General features: G+C 69.2%; 12 protein-coding genes. 6 read left to right on the top strand and 6 right to left on the bottom strand.

The features are described 5' to 3' along the window. Window positions 1-61 precede the first annotated feature (61 nt). Entirely contained in the window at window positions 62-1,498 is a 1,437-nt protein-coding gene (locus LDQ05_RS02915) for an MFS transporter (RefSeq protein WP_226435403.1), read from the bottom strand. Between the two features lie 119 nt (window positions 1,499-1,617). After that, window positions 1,618-2,235, bottom strand: a complete 618-nt coding sequence (locus LDQ05_RS02910) for a TetR/AcrR family transcriptional regulator (protein ID WP_226435402.1) — start codon at window positions 2,233-2,235, stop codon at window positions 1,618-1,620. An 86-nt stretch (window positions 2,236-2,321) separates the two neighbouring features. Here LDQ05_RS02910 and LDQ05_RS02905 point away from each other — a divergent pair, with 86 nt between their 5' ends. The 4 genes from LDQ05_RS02905 to LDQ05_RS02890 are packed head-to-tail and all read left to right on the top strand — an operon-like array spanning window position 2,322 to window position 6,346. After that, window positions 2,322-3,110, top strand: a complete 789-nt coding sequence (locus LDQ05_RS02905; protein WP_372461021.1) for a 3'(2'),5'-bisphosphate nucleotidase CysQ — start codon at window positions 2,322-2,324, stop codon at window positions 3,108-3,110. Next, the gene (gene cysD, locus LDQ05_RS02900; protein WP_264184354.1) at window positions 3,107-4,012 is read left to right on the top strand and encodes a sulfate adenylyltransferase subunit CysD; all 906 of its coding nucleotides are present in this window, start codon (window positions 3,107-3,109) and stop codon (window positions 4,010-4,012) included. Before LDQ05_RS02905 ends, cysD begins: the two co-directional genes overlap by 4 nt. Next, entirely contained in the window at window positions 4,012-5,940 is a 1,929-nt protein-coding gene (cysN, locus tag LDQ05_RS02895; protein ID WP_226435400.1) for a sulfate adenylyltransferase subunit CysN, read from the top strand. The genes cysD and cysN overlap by 1 nt, the downstream gene beginning before the upstream one ends. Before the next feature lie 40 nt (window positions 5,941-5,980). Next, window positions 5,981-6,346, top strand: coding sequence for a nuclear transport factor 2 family protein (locus LDQ05_RS02890; RefSeq protein WP_226435399.1), 366 nt, complete (start codon window positions 5,981-5,983; stop codon window positions 6,344-6,346). A gap of 46 nt (window positions 6,347-6,392) precedes the next feature. Here the strand turns inward: LDQ05_RS02890 and LDQ05_RS02885 are convergent, their stop codons facing one another. Then, on the bottom strand, window positions 6,393-6,875 hold the full coding sequence (locus LDQ05_RS02885; protein WP_226435398.1) for a MarR family winged helix-turn-helix transcriptional regulator: 483 nt from the start codon (window positions 6,873-6,875) through the stop codon (window positions 6,393-6,395). Window positions 6,876-6,961: 86 nt separating this feature from the next. Between LDQ05_RS02885 and LDQ05_RS02880 the strand changes: the two genes are divergently transcribed. Next, window positions 6,962-8,794 carry an ABC transporter ATP-binding protein gene (locus LDQ05_RS02880; protein ID WP_226435397.1) on the top strand — a complete coding sequence of 611 codons (1,833 nt, stop codon included), beginning with the start codon at window positions 6,962-6,964 and terminating at the stop codon, window positions 8,792-8,794. 159 nt (window positions 8,795-8,953) lie between these two features. Here LDQ05_RS02880 and LDQ05_RS02875 read toward each other — a convergent pair whose 3' ends face one another. From LDQ05_RS02875 to LDQ05_RS02865, 3 genes are read right to left on the bottom strand one after another with little or no spacing between them, the layout of a single operon-like run. Then, window positions 8,954-10,603, bottom strand: coding sequence for a (2,3-dihydroxybenzoyl)adenylate synthase (locus tag LDQ05_RS02875; protein WP_226435396.1), 1,650 nt, complete (start codon window positions 10,601-10,603; stop codon window positions 8,954-8,956). A 39-nt stretch (window positions 10,604-10,642) separates the two neighbouring features. Further along, window positions 10,643-11,413: a 2,3-dihydro-2,3-dihydroxybenzoate dehydrogenase gene (locus LDQ05_RS02870; RefSeq protein ID WP_226435395.1), complete on the bottom strand. Its 771-nt coding sequence runs from the start codon at window positions 11,411-11,413 to the stop codon at window positions 10,643-10,645. Beyond that, the gene (locus tag LDQ05_RS02865) at window positions 11,410-12,549 is read right to left on the bottom strand and encodes an isochorismate synthase (RefSeq protein ID WP_226435394.1); all 1,140 of its coding nucleotides are present in this window, start codon (window positions 12,547-12,549) and stop codon (window positions 11,410-11,412) included. The genes LDQ05_RS02870 and LDQ05_RS02865 overlap by 4 nt, the downstream gene beginning before the upstream one ends. A 142-nt stretch (window positions 12,550-12,691) precedes the next feature. Between LDQ05_RS02865 and LDQ05_RS02860 the strand changes: the two genes are divergently transcribed. Then, entirely contained in the window at window positions 12,692-20,497 is a 7,806-nt protein-coding gene (locus LDQ05_RS02860; protein WP_435278349.1) for a non-ribosomal peptide synthetase, read from the top strand. Window positions 20,498-20,587: the final 90 nt, after the last annotated feature.

Below are 20,587 nucleotides of genomic sequence, written 5' to 3'. Positions count from 1 at the left end.
CACCGTGACCGATGGCGCGCGGCCGGAGACCCTTCCGGGTCACCGGCCGCGCGTGTTCCGGTCAGTCGCGCCGGTACTTCACCGAGAGGGTGAGCACGATCGTGATCGCGCACATCAGGACGAGCAGACCGCACACGGCGCCGAGTGCGCCGACGGTCGCGGTGGAGGTGCCGGGCACCACCAGCGTCGCGAGCAGAACGGTCGCGATGGACGTACCGACGGCCATCGACGCGGTCCGCACGACGGTCTGGCCTCCGGTGACCTCGCTGGTGTTGCTCTCGGGGACGAATTCGACGAGCAGGTTCGGCAGGGCCGTGTACGCGAAGGCGGTGGCGATGGACACGGCGACGACGAGTGCCGTCATGCCGACGACGGAGTCGCGGAGGACGAAGAAGCCGGCGCACGCGATCATGAACAGGGTGGCGCCGAGCAGCATGGATGCCCGCGCGCCGACGGCGGCGGAGATCTTGCCGGCGACGGGAGTGAACAGCATGCCGATCATCGCGCCGACGAACGAGAGCATTCCGGCGAAGGTGGCGCTGAGTCCGAGACCGAACGGCGCCGAGTCCGGGGTCTGCATGATCATCGGGATGAGCATCGTGGTGACGCCGATGGGGCCGACACCGAGCGCGACCGTGGCCCCGATGGTCAGCGCGACGTTGCGTTGCGCGAAGAGTCGCAGGTTGACGATCGGGGAGGTGCGGCCGAGTTCCCACCGCACCCACCAGGCGAACACGGCGATGCCCACGACGATCAGGGTGAGCACGCGGGGATCGCCCCAGCCCCAGGACTTGCCTTCGGTGAGGCCGAGCAGGATCGACGTGACGGCGACGGCGAGACCGACGGCGCCGACGATGTCCACGTGTTGTCGGGTGGTGCTGTCGCGCTTGCGCCACGGCAGGACGGCTTCGACGAGGAAGATGCAGACCAGCGCGTACACGGTGGTGACGACGAAGATGTAGCGCCAGTCGCCGAGGTCGATGAGCACACCGGCGACGAGGAGCGAGGCGGCGCCGGCCGCGACGGCGGATCCGGAGATCAGCGCGATGGCCATGGGGACCTTCTGCGCGGGAAGATGCTCACGCGCGAGGCCGATGCACAGCGGGAGGATCGCTCCGGCGACACCCTGGATGGCGCGGCCGATGATGATTCCCCACAGCGTGCCGAACGCGAGGCTGATGATCGAGCCGACGGCGGCGAAGATCAGCACGACGATCAGGACGCGCTCGCGCCCGTACATGTCGCCGAGCCTGCCGCACACGGCCGCGGACGACGCTGCGACCAGGAGGAAGGCGGTGACGGTCCAGCCGACGGCGGACGCGTCGGCCTCGAAGACCGTCGTGAACGTGGGGATGGCCGCGTACATCATCGATGTCTCGAAGGCGCTGATCACCTCCACTGTGATCAGGACTGCCACGACGACCCAGGCCGGATGGGTCCGTTGGTATCGACGCTCCGACCTGGTGGGTGCGCGTTCGGGCATCACCGATGTGCTCATCAATGCTCCTGTTGTGAGGGTGTTCGCGTGAACCGTACGATGTGTCACCTGTCACAAGAGGGCTCGTGCCACTCAGTGAGACCTTCTCGATGGGGAGTGTCGAGGCGTGTCCTCGGGGGTCATGTGCGGACGGTGACGGCCTCGGTGAGGGACGCGGCGGTGAAGTCGATCAGGTCCCGGGTGTCGAGGTGGGCTGCCCAGTTGTGGACGACGGTGTCGGCGACACCCTGAAGGGTGGACAGGACGAACGGTAGGGTGGCGGGGTCGTCGCGCAGGGTGCGCCCCTCGGCGGCGGCGGCTTCGAGCAGCGCGGACTGCAGTTCGGCGTTGTACTCGCGGGCGGTCCGGCGCACCTCGCGTACGGACTCGCGTTCGGTGTGCGCGTCGCGTTCGACGTCGCGCCACGTCGCGGTGAAGCGGCCGACGCGTGCCCACTGTCGGATGGACTCGGGGAGCACTGCCGCGAGCAGTGCGGCGACACCCCGGTCGCGCGGCAGGCCGGCGACGAACGCGCGTGATTCGATCTGGCTCTCGTTGAGCAGTGACGTGAAGATGTCCTGCTTGTCGGTGAAGTACTGGTAGATGAGACCGGTGCTGGTGCCGGACCGTTTCGCCACCGACCGGATCGTCAGCGCCGAGTAGCCACCTTCGTCGAGGAGTGCCGCGGCGGCGGCGAGGGTCGTGCGGCGGCGCGCCTCCGCGTCCCCGTAGATCGACTTGCTGTTGGTATCGCCCACCGATCCACCGTAACCGTGACGCGAAAGAACGAACAGTGTTCGAACTGGGATTGAACATTGTTCGTTCTGTGGTTACAGTCACGTCCATGACGAACGACGCGATGGCGGTGCCGCGCTCGGACTCGGTGGATCCTCGCCTCGGCGACACCACATCCGCGATCGATATCGCCACGGCCGCAGGCGAAGTTCTCCTCGAACTCCGACACACCCTCACCGCCGCCGGCCTCGACCCCGACGGGATCCGTCGTGCCGGCGACAAGCGCAGCCACGACTTCATCGTCGGGGCGCTCGCGCGGGCCTGCCCCCGCGATGCCGTGCTCTCGGAGGAAGGTGCCGACGACCCCGCCCGGCTCACCGCCGACCGTGTGTGGATCGTCGATCCCCTCGACGGAACCCGCGAGTTCGGGGAGGCCGGCCGCGACGACTGGGCCGTGCACATCGCACTCGTCGAACACGGCACGCTCACGGTCGGCGCCGTCGCGATACCCGCGCTCGGCACCACCTACTCCACGGCCGACACCCCGCCGCGGGCCGTCCCGTCGCGTACGCCGCGCCTGGTGGTGAGTCGCACCCGCACACCCGCCCCGGTGCTCGCGGTCGCCGACGCACTCGGCGCCGAACTCGTGGAGATGGGTTCGGCCGGGGCGAAGGCGATGGCCGTGGTGCGCGGTGAGGCCGACATCTACGCGCACACGGGTGGCCAGTACGAGTGGGATTCTGCGGCACCCGTCGCCGTCGCCCGTGCCGCCGGTCTGCACGTCTCCCGCATCGACGGATCCGAACCCGTCTACAACCGCGCGGATCCCTACCTGCCCGACATCCTGATCTGCCGCCGCGAATGGGCGGATCGAGCGCTGGAGGTGCTGGGACGATGACCCGGACGCTGACGCACCTCGAGCATCTCGAGGCGGAATCCATCCACATCATGCGCGAGGCCGTCGCCGGCAGCGAGAACCCGGTGATGCTGTACTCGATGGGCAAGGACAGCGCCGTGATGCTGCACCTCGCGCGCAAGGCGTTCCATCCGTCGCGACTGCCCTTCCCGCTGCTGCACGTCGACACCACCTGGAAGTTCCGGGACATGTACGCGCTGCGCGACAGGACCGCCGCCGAAGGTGATCTCGACCTGATCGTCCACCGGAACCCGGAATGCGTGGAGAAGGGGATCGACCCGTTCACGCACGGTTCGGCGCTGCATACCGACATGTGGAAGACGCAGGGACTCAAGCAGGCCCTGGACCTGTACGGATTCGACGCGGCGTTCGGCGGTGCCCGTCGCGACGAGGAGAAGTCGCGGGCCAAGGAACGCGTCTTCTCCGTCCGGTCGGCCGAGCATCGGTGGGACCCGAAGAGGCAGCGGCCCGAGCTCTGGCATCTGTACAACGTGCGCACACGACCGGGTGAGAGCCTGCGGGTGTTCCCGTTGTCGAACTGGACCGAACTCGACGTGTGGGAGTACATCCGACGAGAGAAGATCCCCATCGTGCCGTTGTATTTCGCGGCGCCGCGGCCCGTCGTCGAACGCGACGGCGCACTGATCATGGTCGACGACGACCGGATGCCGCTACGCCCGAGGGAGGAACCGCAGGTCAAGAGCGTCCGGTTCCGCACCCTCGGCTGTTACCCGTTGACCGGGGCCGTCGAATCCACCGCGTCGACGCTGACCGGGATCATCCGGGAGATGCTGCTGACCACCACGTCGGAACGGCAGGCGCGCGTCATCGATCACGACAGCGCCGCGTCGATGGAGAAGAAGAAGCAGGAGGGCTACTTCTGATGCACGACTTCCACGGGAGCACCTCCACCGAAAGCGCCGAGAGTGCCGAGGACATCGAACGCTGTCTCGAACGACACGCGAACAAGGGCATGCTGCGATTCATCACCTGCGGCGGTGTCGACGACGGCAAGAGCACCCTCATCGGGCGACTGCTGTACGAATCGAAGCTGGTCTTCGAAGACCAGCTGGCCGCGTTGGAGACCGACTCGCGCAGGGTCGGCACGCAGGGCGACGGTCTCGACTTCGCGCTGCTGGTGGACGGGTTGGCCGCCGAACGGGAGCAGGGCATCACCATCGACGTGGCCTACCGTTACTTCACCACGCAGCGCCGCAAGTTCGTCGTCGCCGACACCCCCGGTCACGAGCAGTACACCAGGAACATGGTCACCGGTGCGTCCACCGCCGATCTCGCCGTGATCCTCGTCGATGCCCGCAGAGGTGTTCTGCCGCAGACTCGTCGACACTCGTATCTCGTGTCGTTGCTCGGTATCCGGCACGTCGTGCTCGTCGTCAACAAACTCGATCTCGTCGGCTACTCGCAGCGGGTGTTCGACGACATCGACGCCGAGTACCGGGCGTTCGCGCGGGAGATCGGTGTCGACGACGTTGTGGCCGTACCCGTGTCCGCGTACCTGGGTGACAACCTCACCGCACGCAGCACCGACACCCCCTGGTACGAGGGTCCCACGCTCATCGAGCACCTCGAGACCGTCGAGGTCGAGGTCGAGGACGAGCGCGGCGAGCGCCCGTTCCGGATGCCCGTGCAATGGGTCAACCGACCCGACCCCGACTTCCGCGGTTTCTCGGGGCAGGTCGTCGGCGGTGTGGTCCGTCCGGGTGACCGAGTCCGGGTGCTGCCCGGCGGCCAGGAGACCACCGTCGCCCGGATCGTCACGCGCGACGGCGACCTCGCGGAGGCGGTGCCGGGTCGATCCGTGACCCTCACGCTCACCGACGAGATCGACGTCGGTCGCGGCGACGTTCTCGCCGCCGCGGACGGATCACCCGGTGTCGCAGACCAGTTCGAGGCGCAGATCGTGTGGATGGGGGAGCACGACATGCTGCCCGAACGCCCGTACCTGTGCCGGATCGGGACGGCGACGGTGCAGGCCCGCATCACCCGACCGAAATACAAGATCAACGTGGACACCCTCGAGAAGGTCGCCACGACGACGTTGGCGCTCAACGAGATCGGGGTGTGCAATGTCAGTTTCGATCGTGCTGTGCCCTTCGACCCCTACACCGAGAATCGGGACACCGGCGGCTTCGTCCTCATCGACCGGTTCACCGACGACACGGTCGGCGCAGGCATGATCACGCACTCCCTGCGTCGCGCCGACAACATCCATTGGCAGTCCGTCGACGTCGACTCGGCAGCCCGTACCGAGCTGATGGGGCACGGATCCCAGGTCGTGTGGTTCACGGGACTGTCCGGTTCCGGCAAGTCCACCATCGCGAACGCTCTCGACAAACGTCTGTACGCGCTGGGCTGCCACACCTATCTCCTCGACGGCGACAACGTCCGACACGGCCTGTGTCGCGACCTCGGATTCACCGAGGCCGATCGCGTGGAGAACATCCGCCGCGTCACCGAGGTCGCGCGGTTGATGACCGATGCGGGCCTGATCGTGCTGGCGTCGTTCATCTCACCGTTCGAGGCGGAACGACGGGCAGCCCGCGAGAGCATCGGCGACGACCGGTTCTGCGAGATCTTCGTCGACACCCCGCTCGAGGTCGCAGAGCAGCGAGACCGGAAGGGCTTGTACCGCAAGGCACGTGCCGGTGAGCTCACCAACTTCACGGGGATCGACTCGCCCTACGAGGCACCCGGCGACGCCGACCTGCGGATCGACACCACCGTGATGTCACCCGAGGAGGCGAGCGCCGTGATCGTCGAGATGCTCCGCGCTCGCGGTGTCATCGCCTGATCGTTCGCCCCGCCACACCGACCGTCGAAGGAGTGCACCCGTGCCCACCCGTCGTGAGATCTGCGCGGCCGTCGAGGCGTACCTCGAGCATCTCGGCAACCACGACGTCGACGGGCTCGTCGGCCTGTTCGCCGAGAACGCCGTGCAACACGAGCCGCTCGGTGTGCACAGCTACCGTGGCCTCGAGGAGATCCGCGCGTTCGACGAACGCAACGCGCAGGTGGCGTTCGACGTCACGAGGATCGGTCCGATCACGGTCACCGGCAAACATGCTGCCGTGCAACTGCGGATCCACACCGAGCTGATCCCGGACTTCGCGACCACCGACGTGTTCGAGTTCGACGACCGGTGTCGCATCGTGTCGCTCGAAGTGATCCTCGACCCGGAAGCGGTCGATCTCCTGTGACCGACCGGGGTGTCGTGCGGTCCGGGGGAGGATGCCGCCGGGGCGGTCAACGGCGCGGAGGATGTCGGTCGGGGTCCTGCGGGCGGCTGTCGTCGTGTCCGGAGTCGAGGAGTTTGGCGAGCAGGTGCGCCAGGTCGCGGCGTTCGTCCGAGTCGAGCCGGGTGAACATCGCGTCGGCGTCGGCGTCGCGGGCCTCGTCCAGTTCGGTGAACGTGTCGCGGCCGTGATCGGTGAGGCGCACGCACACGGCGCGGCGGTCGGCGGGATCGGGCACGCGTTCGGCGAGTCCGTGCGCCTCGAGCCGGTCGACGACCTCGGTCGCGGAGCGGGGCACGATGCGCAGCGACTGCGCGATCACGCCGAGCCGGATGGGCTGTTCGGCGCCACCGATGATGCGCAGAGCCCGGTACTCGTGGGGTGACAGATCCCACGGTTGCAACCGCTGGTGCCAGCGTTTGCGCAGCGTGCGCGTGGTCGCCATGAGCATGTCGCGGAGGGCGACCGGTGAGTCGGAGGGCATGTCCGGCATGGAATGGATCGTACCCCATTTGACGTTCACCTCTATATGAGGCAACCTCACTAAGTACGTACCAGTCATGAATCGAGGTGGTGTGCATGATGCAGCCCCCACCCGGTCGAGGGGGAGGCGGACCCCGCCCCGCGAGACTCGACCCCGCAGATCTCGAACAGTTGAAGGATGCGCCCGTGAGCCTGCGGCGCATCGGTGCGCTGTTCGCCCCCTACCGCTGGCGGATCACCCTCGTCGTCGCGCTCATCGTCGCGTCGTCGGTGATCTCGCTGGCCAGTCCCTTCCTCGTGCGCGCCGCCATCGACGACGCGATTCCCCACCAGAACGTGAGCCTGCTGCTGTGGGTCGTCGCGGCGATGGTCGCGGTGACCGTCGCCAGTTCGCTGCTCGGTGTCGCCCAGACCTGGATCTCCACGACCGTCGGCCAGCGCGTCATGCACGACCTACGCACCCGGGTGTTCACCCACCTGCAGCGACAGTCGCTGAGCTTCTTCACCCGCACCCGCGGCGGCGAGATCCAGTCGCGCCTCACGAACGACATCGGCGGGATGCAGTCGGTGGTCACGTCCACTGCGACGTCCGTGGCCGCCAACATCACCACCGTCGTCGGCACGGTCGTGGCGATGGTCGTGCTCAGCTGGCGCCTCGCGTTGCTGTCACTGATCGTGTTGCCCCCGGCGATCTGGTTGACCCGGCGGGTCGCGATGATGCGCCGCGCCATCACCGCGCGGCAGCAACGCCGCCTCGCCGACCTGCAGACGCAGATCGAGGAGGGCCTGTCCATCAGCGGTGTGCAGCTGGTCAAGACACTCGGCACCGGTCCGGTGCTGTCCGAGAAGTTCGCCCGCACCTCCGATGATCTCGCGGAACTCGAGGTGCACGCGCAACTGTCGGGGCGCTGGCGGATGGCCACGATGAACATCGTGTTCTCCGCGATCCCCGCCGCGCTGTATCTCGTCGCCGGTCTGCCCGCGACGTCCGGCGGCATGACCATCGGCACCCTCGTCGCGTTCACCGGTCTGCAGGCGGCACTGTTCCGCCCGCTGATGAGCCTGCTCGACGTCGGGGTCACCGTCACCGGTTCGCTGGCGCTGTTCAGCCGCATCTTCGAGTACCTCGACCTCGACGTGGAGATCGACGAACCCGCGTCACCCGTGCACGTGGACCGCGACCGCGTCGCCGGCGCCGTACGGTTCGAGGACGTCACGTTCTGCTACGAAGGAGCCCACCGGCCGGCGCTCGACCACGTCGACCTCGAGGTACCCGCCGGGTCGCAGGTCGCGCTGGTCGGTGAGACCGGTTCCGGCAAGACCACCTTCGGTGCGCTCGTCGCCCGTCTCTACGACCCGATGTCCGGTCGCGTGACGATCGACGGCGTGGACCTGCGCGACATGCCGCTCGCGGATGTCGCGGCGCTCGTCGGAGTGGTCTCGCAGGAGACCTATCTGCTGCACGCGACCGTGCGCGAGAACCTGCGCTACGCCGCACCCGACGCGACCGACACCGAGATCGAGGACGCCGCCCGCGCCGCCCGCATCCACGACCTGATCATGTCCCTGCCCGACGGCTACGACACCGTCGTCGGTGCCCGCGGGCACCGCTTCTCCGGTGGGGAGAAGCAACGCCTCGCAATCGCCCGCACTCTGCTGCGTGACCCCAGGATTCTCGTGCTCGACGAGGCGACCAGCGCTCTCGACAACGACACCGAACGCGCGGTGCAACAGGCGCTGGACACCGCCCGCCGGGGGCGCACGACGATCACCATCGCGCACCGACTGTCCACCGTGCGCAACGCCGACGAGATCGTCGTCCTCGATCGCGGTCGCATCGTCGAACGTGGCGAGCACGACGCCCTCGTCGCCCGCGGCGGGCGGTACGCGCGGCTCGTCGCCCGCGGGGAACAGCCGGTGGCGGCGTAGTCACTCCCACCTTCATCCCCACCCTCGCCCCACCTCACCCCCACGCCACCTCACCCCCGCGCCACCCCACCCCCGAGCGAATGTACCTCTCGCTCTATTGATTCGAGCGAACGATACATTCGCTCGGACGGGGGAGGGTACTCGGACAGGGGGAGGCGGTCAGTCGCGGAGGGTCGCGGCCAGTGCCCGCCGCAGTTCGACACGGCTGATCTTGCCGACCCCGGTGACGGGGAACGCGTCGACGAACTGTACCTTGTCGGGGATCTTGTACGCGGCCAATCCGCGCTCGCGCAGGAAGGTCTTGAGCGCGAGTGCTTTCGGGGGTTCTCCCTCGGTCACCACGAACGCGCAGGTGCGTTCGCCCAGGTACTGATCGGGCATCGACACGACCGCGACGTCGAGCACGGCCGGATGCGCGACCAGATGGTTCTCGACCTCCTCGGCGGCGACCTTCTCGCCGCCGCGGTTGATCTGGTCCTTCGCGCGACCCTCGACGACGATGTACCCGGTGTCCGTCACCCGGACGATGTCGCCGGTGCGATAGAAGCCGTCGGGAGTGAATGCTGTCGAATTATGTTCGGGCGCAGCATAGTATCCGCGGATGGTGTAGGGACCGCGGGTGAGCAGATGCCCGGTTTCGCCCGGGGCGACGGGACGATCGTCGTCGTCGAGGACGCGGATCTCGTCGTGCACGCTGATCGGTCGCCCCTGGGTGGTGACGATGGTGTCCTCGTCGTCGTCCAATCGGGTGTAGTTGACCAGACCCTCCGCCATACCGAACACCTGTTGCACGATGCAGCCGAGTTCGGGGTGCACCCGTTTCGCGGCCTCCGCCGGGAACTTCGCGCCCCCGACCTGCATCACCTGCAGCGACGACAGGTCGCGGTCGCTGCGCGGCCTCGCGGCCAGCCACGCCATCGCGAGCGGCGGTACCAGCGACGTCATCGTCACCTTCTCCGATTCGATCAGCGCGAACGCGGTGTCGGGGCTCGGGTCGGGGGCGAGGACGACGGTGCCGCCCGAGTGCAGGACCCCGAGGATGCCGGGAGAACTCATCGGGAAATTGTGCGCGGCCGGCAATACGACCAGCATGCGGGTGTCGGCGTCGACACCGCAGATCCGCGCGGATTCGCGGACGGAGTACAGGTAGTCGGCGTGCGTGCGCGGAATGAGTTTCGGTGTGCCGGTGGTGCCTCCCGAGAGTTGGAGGAAGGCCACCGCGCCGGAATCGAGATCGGCGGCGGGTGCCGGTTCGTGGGCGCGGAGTTCCGCCAGCGGGGTGAACTCGGCGGCATCCCCGGCGACGATCACGTGCGGTGGACGTTCGAGATCGGCGACGACGTCGCGGGCGAGGCCACGATAGTCGAATCCACCGTTCTCGGCCGCCACGACGTAGGCGGCGGCGTCGGAGAACCGGCAGAAGAACCCGATCTCCGCCGACCGGTGCGCGGGCAGCGCGAACACCGGGAGGGCACCGATCCGGAAGACGGCGCACAGCACCTCGACGTACTCGACGATGTTCGGCAGTTGCAGGACCACCCGGTCACCGGCGGTGATCCCGAGTTCGAGCAGGCCCGTGGCGATCCGGGCCGCGGACTCGTCGAGGTCCCGGTACGTCAGACGCTGCTGTTCGCCGCGCGCGTCGGCGCCGATCACGGCGACACGGTCGCCGAATCGTTCGGTGCGTGCCGGCAGGAACTGCGCGAACGTCTCGTCGGTCCAGTACCCGGCGCCGCGGTACAGTTCCGCGAATTCCGGGGGGTAGGGCGCCGTCGCGACGAGGGGACTGCGTCGGATCGCGGAGGTCACGGGGATCCTTTCGAAGGGTGAGGGACGGCGACGATCGTGTCACGCCTGCAGCGTGGCGCCGCCGTCGACGTACAGGGCCTGCATGGTGATGTGCCGGGCGCGGTCGGAGAGCAGGAAGTCGACGGCGTCGGCGATGTCGGAGGGGTCGGCGATGCGTCCGAGGGGGATGCCCACCTTGTACCGACCCGGGTCCCCGGCGATCGCCCCGAGGGCTCCCGCGTCGTCGGTGGGATCGGGCCACAGGGTGCGCTGCATGGCGGTGTCGGTGGAACCCGGCGCAACGATGTTGGCGCGGATTCCGTACTCGGCGAGTTCGAGTCCGGCGATGCGCACGATCATGGTGGCGGCGGCCTTCGACGATCCGTAGGCGCCCATACCCATGCGCGGAACCCCGGCCGAGTTCGATCCGACGACGACGATGGACCCGGCGCGGCGTTCGCGCATCCCGCGCCCGACCGAGCGCAGCACCGAGACGAGCCCGGTGACGTTGACGTCGAAGACGTTCTGCCAGTCGGCGGGATCGGAGTCGAGGACCGATCCGACGGTGAACACGCCGGCGACGTGGGCGAGTGCGCCGATGGGTCCGTGTTCGGTCTCGACCGCGTCGACGGTGGCGTCGACCGCGGCGGGATCGGTGATGTCGAGTTCGTACACGGGGACGGCGGTGCCGACGAGGTCTGCGGTGTCGCGGAGGCCGACGATGTCGCGGTCGGCGAGTGCGACGCGGTGGCCCGATTTCACGAGACGCTGGGCGGTGGCGCGGCCGATACCCTGGGCGGCTCCGACGACGAGGGTGATGGACTCGTTCATTTCGTTACTCCCCAGGCACCGAGAACGGTACCGAATTTGGTTGTGGTTTCTGCAAGTTCATCGTCCGGGTCGGATTCTGCGACGATGCCCCCGCCCGCGTGTGCGGTGAGGGCCGTGCCGTCGGAGTCGAGGACCGCGCCGCGGATGGTGACCATCCATTCGCCGTCGCCGTTCTCGTCGCACCAGCCGAGAGCCCCGGCGTAGAAGCCGCGGTCACCTTCGAGTTCGCGGATCAGATCGCGGGCAGCGGCGGTGGGGGTACCGCAGATCGCCGGGGTGGGGTGCACGGCGAGCGCGAGGTCGAGGGAGGTCGTGGACGGATCGCGGAGACGGCCCGAGATCGGGGTGCCGAGATGCCACAGCTGCGGTGTGCTCATCAGCGAGGGTCGCTCGGGGATGTCGAGCTCGGAGCACAGCGGCGACAGCGAGGAGCGCAGCGAGTCGACGACGTGTGCGTGTTCGCGCAGGTTCTTCACGGAACCGTGGAGGGTCTCGGAGGCGGCCCGGTCGATCTCGGGATCGGGGTGACGCGGCGCGGATCCCGCGAGGGGATGCGCGGTGACGCGATCGCCGACGCGGCGGATCAGAACCTCGGGGCTGGAACCGACGAGATGGTGCCCGGCGAAGCGGGTTCCGGCGGGCGTCAGGTCCACCGAGTAGCCGTTGCCTGCGGTGTCGTGCGCGACCAGTGCGGCGAGCAGGGATTCGGGAGTGACCGGCGCGGCGGCGGTGAGTACCAGGGATCGGGCGAGCACGACCTTCGCGAGGTCCACGCTGTCGGACCGCAGCAGGGCGAGTGCTGTGTTCACACGGTCGATGTGTTCGTCCTCGGCGGGGAGGGTCGCGGTGATGCGGATGGTCGGCAGCGCCGGTGCGGGAGCCCGGAGCGATCCGGAGGAACGGCACAACTCTCGTGGTGCGGTGAGCGCCGACGGGTGGTCGGGATCGAACGGGAGGGCTCCGACGACGGAGCGGATCCGCCCGTCGCGCAGGGCGGTGGCGGCATCGGTCGCGGAGTCGAATCGGTCGTGGACGCCGACGGCGGTCACTGTTCCGTGCGGCCGGTACAGCGCGAACGGTGCTGTTCCCGTCCGCGCGGCGTCGGTGCCGTGCTCGGCGACGGTCGGTGCCTGCATGTGCGCACACCTCTCGGGTAAGCGGTACGGGGGGCGGTCGTGCCGGACACAACCACGAGCGAACATATACGGTTAGGCTAACCTCCGGTATGGCTCGGAGTCGCGTGGTGCCCGGAAACGGTCGTGTGATCCTGTCGGGCCCATGGCAAATCGATGCGCGATCGAGGAGGAAACTAGCGTGTCCGCATGTGCGGGGGATCCGGCCCTGCAGCTCACACGGGCCCAGTCGGGCGTATGGTTCGCGCAGCAGTTGGCACCCGACAACCCGATCTTCAACACGTCCGAGTGCATCGAACTGCGTGGCGACGTCGATCTCGCCGCCGCGGCCCGCGCGATCCGACTGGCCGCCGACGAGTCCGAGGTGCTCGTCGCCGCATTCGAGACGCTGGCCGACGGAACGGTCGTCCAGTACCCGGGTCGCCGCGCCCTCGCCGACCCCCCGATCGTGGACCTGCGCGCCGAGACCGATCCGTGGCAGGCCGCGCAGGACTGGATGACCCGTGATCTGGCACAGGTCATCGACCCCGCCGCCGATCTCTGCGTGCGCGCGGCCGTCCTGCAGGTGGCCGACGACCGGGTCGTGCTGTACCTGTGCGGTCACCACCTCGTGCTCGACGCATACGGCTTCGGGTTGTTCAACCGGCGCATCGCCGAGCACTACACCGCGTCGGTGACCGACGGTGAGGTGCCCGCGGCGCGCTTCACGCAGGTCGAGCCGGTGGTCGCGGAGGAAGCGGACTACCGCGACAGCGAGGCGTTCGCGGCCGACCGCGAGTTCTGGGCCGCGTACCTCGCCGACATCGAGGAGGCGGCGACTCTGCGACCGGGCCCCGGCGGCATCGCACGTCGTTCGTGCGCGGTGCGTTTCACCCTCGACGCAGAACAACAGCGGGCTCTCGCTGCGCTCGGCCGGACGGTGCGGGGAGCCTGGGGCGACGCGGTGACCGCACTCGTCGCCGCATACCTGCGTACCGCCACGGGACGCGAGGACCTCACGATCGGGTTCCCGGTGATGAACCGGCTCGGCAGCGCAGCGCTGAACGTGCCGATGTCCGCCGTCAACGTCGTTCCCATGCGCCTGCACCCCACCGCGGCCGACACGATGTCCACGCTCGTCGGTCAGGTGCGGGAATCGATCGCCGCGTGCCGCGACCACTATCGCTACCGCGGCGAGGACATCCAACGCGACCTCCGCCTCCCCGCGGGATCGCGGGGTGTCATCGGCCCGTCCGTCAACGTGAAACCGTTCGGGGACGTGCTGCGGTTCGGGCAGATCCGCGGATCGGTGCACTCGGTTGCACGAGGCCCCCTGCAGGACTTCATGATCACCGTCCGTCCCCTGGACGAGAGCGCGGGTCTGGAGGTGTTCGTCGACGGAGACGCCGACGTCTACGCCCGCGACGACCTGCACGTCCATGCCGCACGCCTCGAGCATCTCTTCGCGACGGTCGCCGACATCGGACACGACACGCCGCTCGCCCGCGTGCGGATGCTCGGTGACGACGAGTACGACCGGATCCTGCGCGAATGGGCCGGCCCGGTCGAGATCGCCGTCGACCCGGACCTGACGCTGACCGATCTGCTGCACCGGCAGGTGACCGAGAACCCCGACCGTGCCGCAGTGGCCGATGCCGACACGACGCTGACGTTCGCGCAGTTCGCGTCGCGGGTGAACGTCCTCGCCCGGCGACTGATCGCGCACCGCGGCCCCGCTCGACCCGAGCATCGGATCGCGATCGCCGTGCCCCGCACCGTCGACGCGCTCGTCGCGATCTTCGCCGTCCTCGAATCCGGTGCCGCCTACGTGCCCCTCGACGTCGATCAGCCCGTCGAGCGGTTGGCCCACGTCCTCGCCGACTCGGCACCCGGGTGCGTGCTCACCACCGTCGCGACGGACGCGCGGATCGCGTCGATACCCCATGCACCCGAACGGATCCGGCTCGACGATCCGGACACGGTCGATCTGCCCGACGACCCGGTCACCGACGGTGAGCGCGGGCTCGTGACGACTCCGGACTCGACCGCGTACGTCATCCACACGTCCGGATCGACGGGCCGCCCCAAGGGGGTGCTCGTGCCGCATCGCGGCCTGGTCCACCTGTTCCACAGTCACCGCGCGCAGGTGTACTCGCGGGCCGCGCACGAATCCGGCCGAGACCACCTGCACGTCGGCCACGCGTGGTCGTTCGCGTTCGATGCATCCTGGCAGCCGCAGTTGTGGATGCTCGCCGGTCACACCGTGCACATCGTCGACGAGGTCGCCCAGCGCGATGCAACACTGCTCGCGGCGCAGGCCGCGCGCGAGAACTGGGACTTCGTGGAGTTGTCGCCCGCCCAGCTCGAACAGATCCTCGACGACGAACTGCTGCCCGCGGCATCCGTCCCGACAGTCGGGTTCGGCGGTGACGCGGTGACCGAGCGTCTCTGGCAGGAGTTGCGCACCCGCCACGGTGCCGCGTTCAACTTCTACGGACCCACCGAATGCACCGTCGATTCGCTCGTCGCGGACGTCCGCGACTCCGACACACCCGTCGTGGGGCGGCCCGTCGCGAACCTGCGCGCACACATCCTCGACAGCGGTCTCGCGCCGGTTCCTCCGGGGGTGGAGGGAGAGCTGTACCTGTCCGGTCCCGGTGTGGTCCGGGGGTATCTGGGTGCACCGGCCGCCACCGCGTCGCGCTTCGTCGCGAATCCGTTCGCCGGGGGAGAGACCGCCCACGCCCGCCTGTACCGTACCGGCGACCGCGGGCTGTGGACCGGGGACGGACGCATCGTGTACCGCGGACGCGGTGACGGCCAGGTCAAGGTGCGCGGATTCCGCATCGAACTCGGTGAGGTCGACACGGCGTTGCTGCGTCTGCCCGGGGTCGCCCGCGCGGTGACCGTGGCGCGCACCGACGCATCCGGAATCGCGCGGCTCGTCGCGTATCTCGTCGGCGACGACGTTCCGGAACCGGCGGTCGCGCGGACCCTGCTCGGTGAATGGTTGCCCGGCTACATGGTGCCGTCGGCGATCGTCGCCCTCGACGAGTTGCCGCTGACCGCCAACGGCAAGCTCGACCGCAGGGCACTTCCCGCCCCCGATTTTGCGGCGCTCGTATCGTCGCGGGCCCCGGAGACCGAACTCGAACGGGCGCTGTGCGGCATCTACGCCGACATCCTCGGACTCGACTCCGTCGGCGCCGACGACGACTTCTTCGCGCTCGGTGGACATTCGCTGTCCGCCGCGAAACTGCTCGCCCGGATCCGGAACGAACTCGGAGTGGAACCGACCATCCGCACCGTGTTCGACCATCCGGTGGTGGCGGATCTGGCTGCCGCGTGCGCCGACGCGGAGGGCACCGTCGATCGGCCGCTGCTCGTCCCGCAGCGCCGCGGCGACCTCGCGCCGCTGTCGCACGCCCAGCAACGGCTGTGGTTCCTGTTCGCGATGGAGGGGCCGAGCCCGACCTACAACGTCCCGGTCACCGTACGATTGCACGGCGCCCTCGACCACGACGCGCTGCGCAGGGCCGTCGGTGACGTGCTGACCCGGCACGAGAGCCTGCGCACCGTCCTCCTCGACCGCGACGGCACCGGGATGCAGCGGGTCCTCGACGTACCCGGGGCTCCCGGTGGTCCCGAGACACCGTTCGCGGTGGTACCGGTCACCGAGGACACCCTCGACGCCGAGTTGGTGGCGCAGGCCCGGCACGGATTCGACCTCGAACACGAGGTTCCCCTGCGGGTCCGGTTGCTGACGCTCGGCCCCGACGAGAGCGTGCTGCTGCTGCTCGCCCACCACGTGGCGAGCGACGAGTTGTCGACTCCGCTGCTCATGCGCGATCTCGGTGGCTTCTACGCCGCGCGCACCGGAGACGCACCGTACACACCCGAGCCGTTGCCCGTGCAGTACGCGGACTTCGCGATCTGGCAGCGCACACTGCTCGGCGAACTGGACGACGAGAACAGTCTGGCGGCACGGCAGGTGGCGTTCTGGCGTGATCGGCTGGCCGGGTTGCCGACGGAACTCGACCTCGTCACCGACCGGCCGCGTCCCACGGTCGCCTCGTATGCGGGCGGCAGCGTCGAGCACACCGTTCCGGCGCGCCTGGCCGATGCGGTCCGCGCGACCGGTCGGGACACCGGCACGACGATGTTCATGATGGTCCATGCCGCGGTCGCCCTGGCCCTGTCGCACAGCGGTGCCGGTGACGACATCCCGCTCGGCTCCCCGACCGCGGGCCGGCCCGCACCCGAACTCGACGACCTCGTCGGCTTCTTCGTCAACATGGTGGTCCTGCGCACCGACCTGACCGGCGACCCGACCGTGCGTGAACTGCTCGGGCGCATCAGGGATTCCGACCTCGCCGCGTACGCGAATCAGGACGTGTCGTTCGACCGGGTGGTCGACGCGCTCAACCCCGAACGCAGCGCCGCCCGGCATCCGCTGTTCCAGGTGATGGTCCAGTACCAGAGCCCGCCGGCGCTCACCGCGTTCGCCGATCTCGCTCCGTCGGTGTCGTTCGTGTCCAACGACACCGCGATGTTCGACCTGAGCTTCGACGTGATCGAAGCACCCGGCGGAAGTCTGCGTGTGCGTGTCGAATACGCGCGGGAGTTGTACGACGAGTCGACGGCCGCGGCGTTCGCGGGGCGCGTCGTCCGGGCGTTCGCCGCGCTCGCCGGCGATCCGGAGCGCCGGGTGGCCCGCCTGGATCTGCTCGGCGACGACGAGCGTGCATGGCTGTGTGCGGGCCGGCCGGGTGCGGCCGTGGCGCCGCTGGCGGATCTCCCGGACACGCTCCACGGCTTGTTCGCGCGGTCGGTGGCGTCGACGCCGCACGATCTCGCGATGGTGTCGCCGACCGCGACGACGACCTTCACCGAACTCGACGTGTGGTCCAACCGCATCGCGCGCTACCTCGTCGATCGGGGAGTGGGGGCCGAATCCGTGGTGGCCCTGATGCTCCCACGTGACGGTGTGGTGGTGGCCGCGATCCTGGGTGTGTGGAAGGCCGGTGGCGCATACCTCGCGATCGATCCGAACCATCCGGACGACCGGATCGAGTTCATGCTGCGCGACGCCGCCGCGACGGTCGTGCTGGACCCCGCCGCGATCGCCGACGCGCAGCGGTATCCGGGTGGTCCGCTCGCCGACACGGACGTGCGTTCGCCCGCCCGCACCGACAACGCCGCGTACGTCGTCTACACGTCGGGTTCGACCGGTACCCCGAAAGGCGTGGTGGTCCCGCATCGCGGTGTGGTGAACCTGTGGGAGACCGTACGCACGCGGACGTTCGGCGATCCCACCGTCACCCGACGCTCGGTGCTGCTCAGCTACACGTTCACGTTCGACTCGTCGATGGATCCGCTGCTGGCGATGCTCGGTGGTCATGCCGTCCACGTTCTCGCCGAGGACCTGCTCGCCGACGCGGAGGCGATCGTCGCGTACGTACGCGACCGGCGGATCGACGGGTTGGACTGCGGGCCGGTGTTGATGACGCAGTTGGTCGCGCACGGACTGCTCGATCCCGGTGCGGCCCATCGCCCGGCGATCATTGCGCTCGGCGGCGAGGCGGTTCCGGCGGAGTTGTGGTCGACCTTGGCCACCGCCCCGGATCTGCACGCGGTCAACATGTACGGGCCCACGGAGTGCACCGTCGACTCCGCCGGGTCGGTCCTGACCGCGGACACCGGTCCGCACATCGGTGTACCCATCGAGGGTGGGCGTGCCCTGGTGCTCGATCGTCGGCTCCGTCCGGTGCCGCCGGGTGTGGCCGGTGAACTGTACATCGGTGGCCCGCACGTCACGCGGGGGTATCTGGGCCGGCCGGGTATGAGTTCGGGCCGGTTCGTCGCGGACCCGTTCGGTCGACCGGGCGCGCGGCTGTACCGCACCGGCGACGTGGTGCGCTGGGCGGGAGCGGATCCCGTGCTCGAGTATCTCGGACGTAGTGACGATCAGGTCAAGATCCGCGGCTTCCGTGTCGAACCGGGTGAGATCGAAGCGGTGCTGGCCGCGCACCCGACGGTCGCGGGTGTCGTCGTGATCGCCCGCGAGGACGAACCCGGTCGCACTCGACTCGTGGGTTATGTCGTCGCCGAGCCGGACGCGGTCGTCGACACCGACGAACTGCGCGGGTGCGTCGCCGCCCGACTGCCCGAGCACATGGTGCCCGCGGCGATCGTGGTGCTCGACGCGTTCCCCGTCACCGCGAACGGCAAGATCGATCGCAATGCGCTGCCCGCGCCGGTGTTCGCGCCCACGGCGGCCGCACGCCCACCGGTCGACGACACCGAGCGTCGGTTGTGCGCGGTGATCGCCGCGGTGCTCGGTCTCCACACGGTCGGGCCCGACGACGACTTCTTCGCGCTCGGTGGGGATTCGATCGTCTCGATCCAGCTGGTGTCGAAGGCGCGTGCGGCAGGGCTGCGGTTCACTGCCCGGCACGTGTTCGAACACCGGACCGCTGCGGGCCTGCGTCGGGTCGCCGAGGTCGGTGCGGTGGCCGGTGCGGTGGATGCGGCCGCGGCGTCGGGCACGGTGCCCGCCACACCGATCGTGCACGACATGCTCGACCGGGGCGGCCCGTACGACAGGTACGCGCAGTCCCGCCTGCTCCGCACTCCCGCGGGCCTGACCGTCGCGACGCTCACCGATGCCGTGCAGGCGCTGCTGGACGTGCACGACGCGTTGCGCTCGGTGTTCGACGGGCACGCCCGTGCGCTCGAGGTGTCGCCGGTGGGTGCCGTCCGGGCGGCCGATGTGATCACGGTCGTCGATGTGGCGGGGGTCGGCGACCTGTCGGCGGTGATCGGAGCCGCGACGCAGGACGCGTACGGCCGGCTCGCGCCGAGTGCGGGTGTGCTCGTGCAGGTGGTGTTCTTCGATGCCGGTCCGGGCCGGGAGGGCCGCATCCTGATCGCCGTGCACCACCTCGTCGTCGACGGTGTGTCCTGGCGGATCCTGGTGCCCGATCTCGTCGACGCGGTGGCCGGCCGGGCACTGGTGCGATCGGGGACGCCGCTGCGGGCGTGGGCGAAGGGTCTGCTCGACGCGGTGCCCACCCGGCGGGCCGAGGCGGCGCTCTGGCAGCGGATGACCGCACCGCACGGCCGGGTCTCGGTGGCGGCCCGCGCGATCGATCCGAGTCGGGACACGATGTCGGGTACCGCCGTCGTCCACGTGGAGGTTCCGTCGGCGGTCACCGACGCGCTGCTCACCACCGTTCCCGAGCGGTTCCACGCGCGGATCGACGACGTGCTGCTCACCGCTCTCGCCCTGGCGACCTCGAGGGCGCGCGGCAGCGGCGCCCTCGTCGTGGATCTGGAAGGGCACGGACGCGAGGAACAGGTGGTCGACGGCGCGGACCTCTCACGCACGGTGGGCTGGTTCACGACGATGTATCCCGTTCGTCTCGACGTCACGGGTCTCGACGTCGAGGGTGCTTTCGCGGGTTCCGACGTCGCCGGTGAGGCGCTCAAGCGGATCAAGGAACAGCTCCGTGAGATCCCCGACAACGGAATCGGATTCGGGATGCTGCGGCATCTGGACCCCGATCGCGGACGGGACCTCGCGGTGGCGGCGGCGCCGGAGATCGGCTTCAACTACCTGGGCCGCTTCACGCTGGGGGAGAGCGACGGCGGCCCGTGGTCGGGTGCCCCGGAGGCGGCGGCGATGTCCGGCGCCACCGAACCCGCCATGCCGGTCTCGCATGCCGTCGAGATCGGTGTCCTCACCGAGGACACTTCCGAGGGCCCGGTGCTGCGCGGCACGTTCGGATACAGCCCGGGGCTCGTGTCGGAACAACTCGTCGCGACGCTGGCCGAGTACTGGGTCGGTGCCCTCGGTGCGCTGGCGGGTCACGCCGAGGTCGACGGGGCGGGCGGATTCACCCCCTCGGACCTGACGCTGACGGATCTGGACCAGTCGGAGATCGACGAGTTCTCGCTCGAATTCGGGTGAATCGGGCGCTCGACGCGATTGGATGATCGGTTAGCCTAACCGAACGCGTCGGGTGGACAGCGCCCGGCGAACGAGACCACACTAGGAGAA

Origin of the sequence: Rhodococcus yananensis, assembly GCF_020515525.1 — a bacterium.
In the GTDB taxonomy this organism is placed as follows: Bacteria; Actinomycetota; Actinomycetes; order Mycobacteriales; family Mycobacteriaceae; genus Rhodococcus; species Rhodococcus yananensis.
Note: the sequence above shows the minus strand (reverse complement) of the source record. Positions and strands in the feature narration are given on the sequence as shown.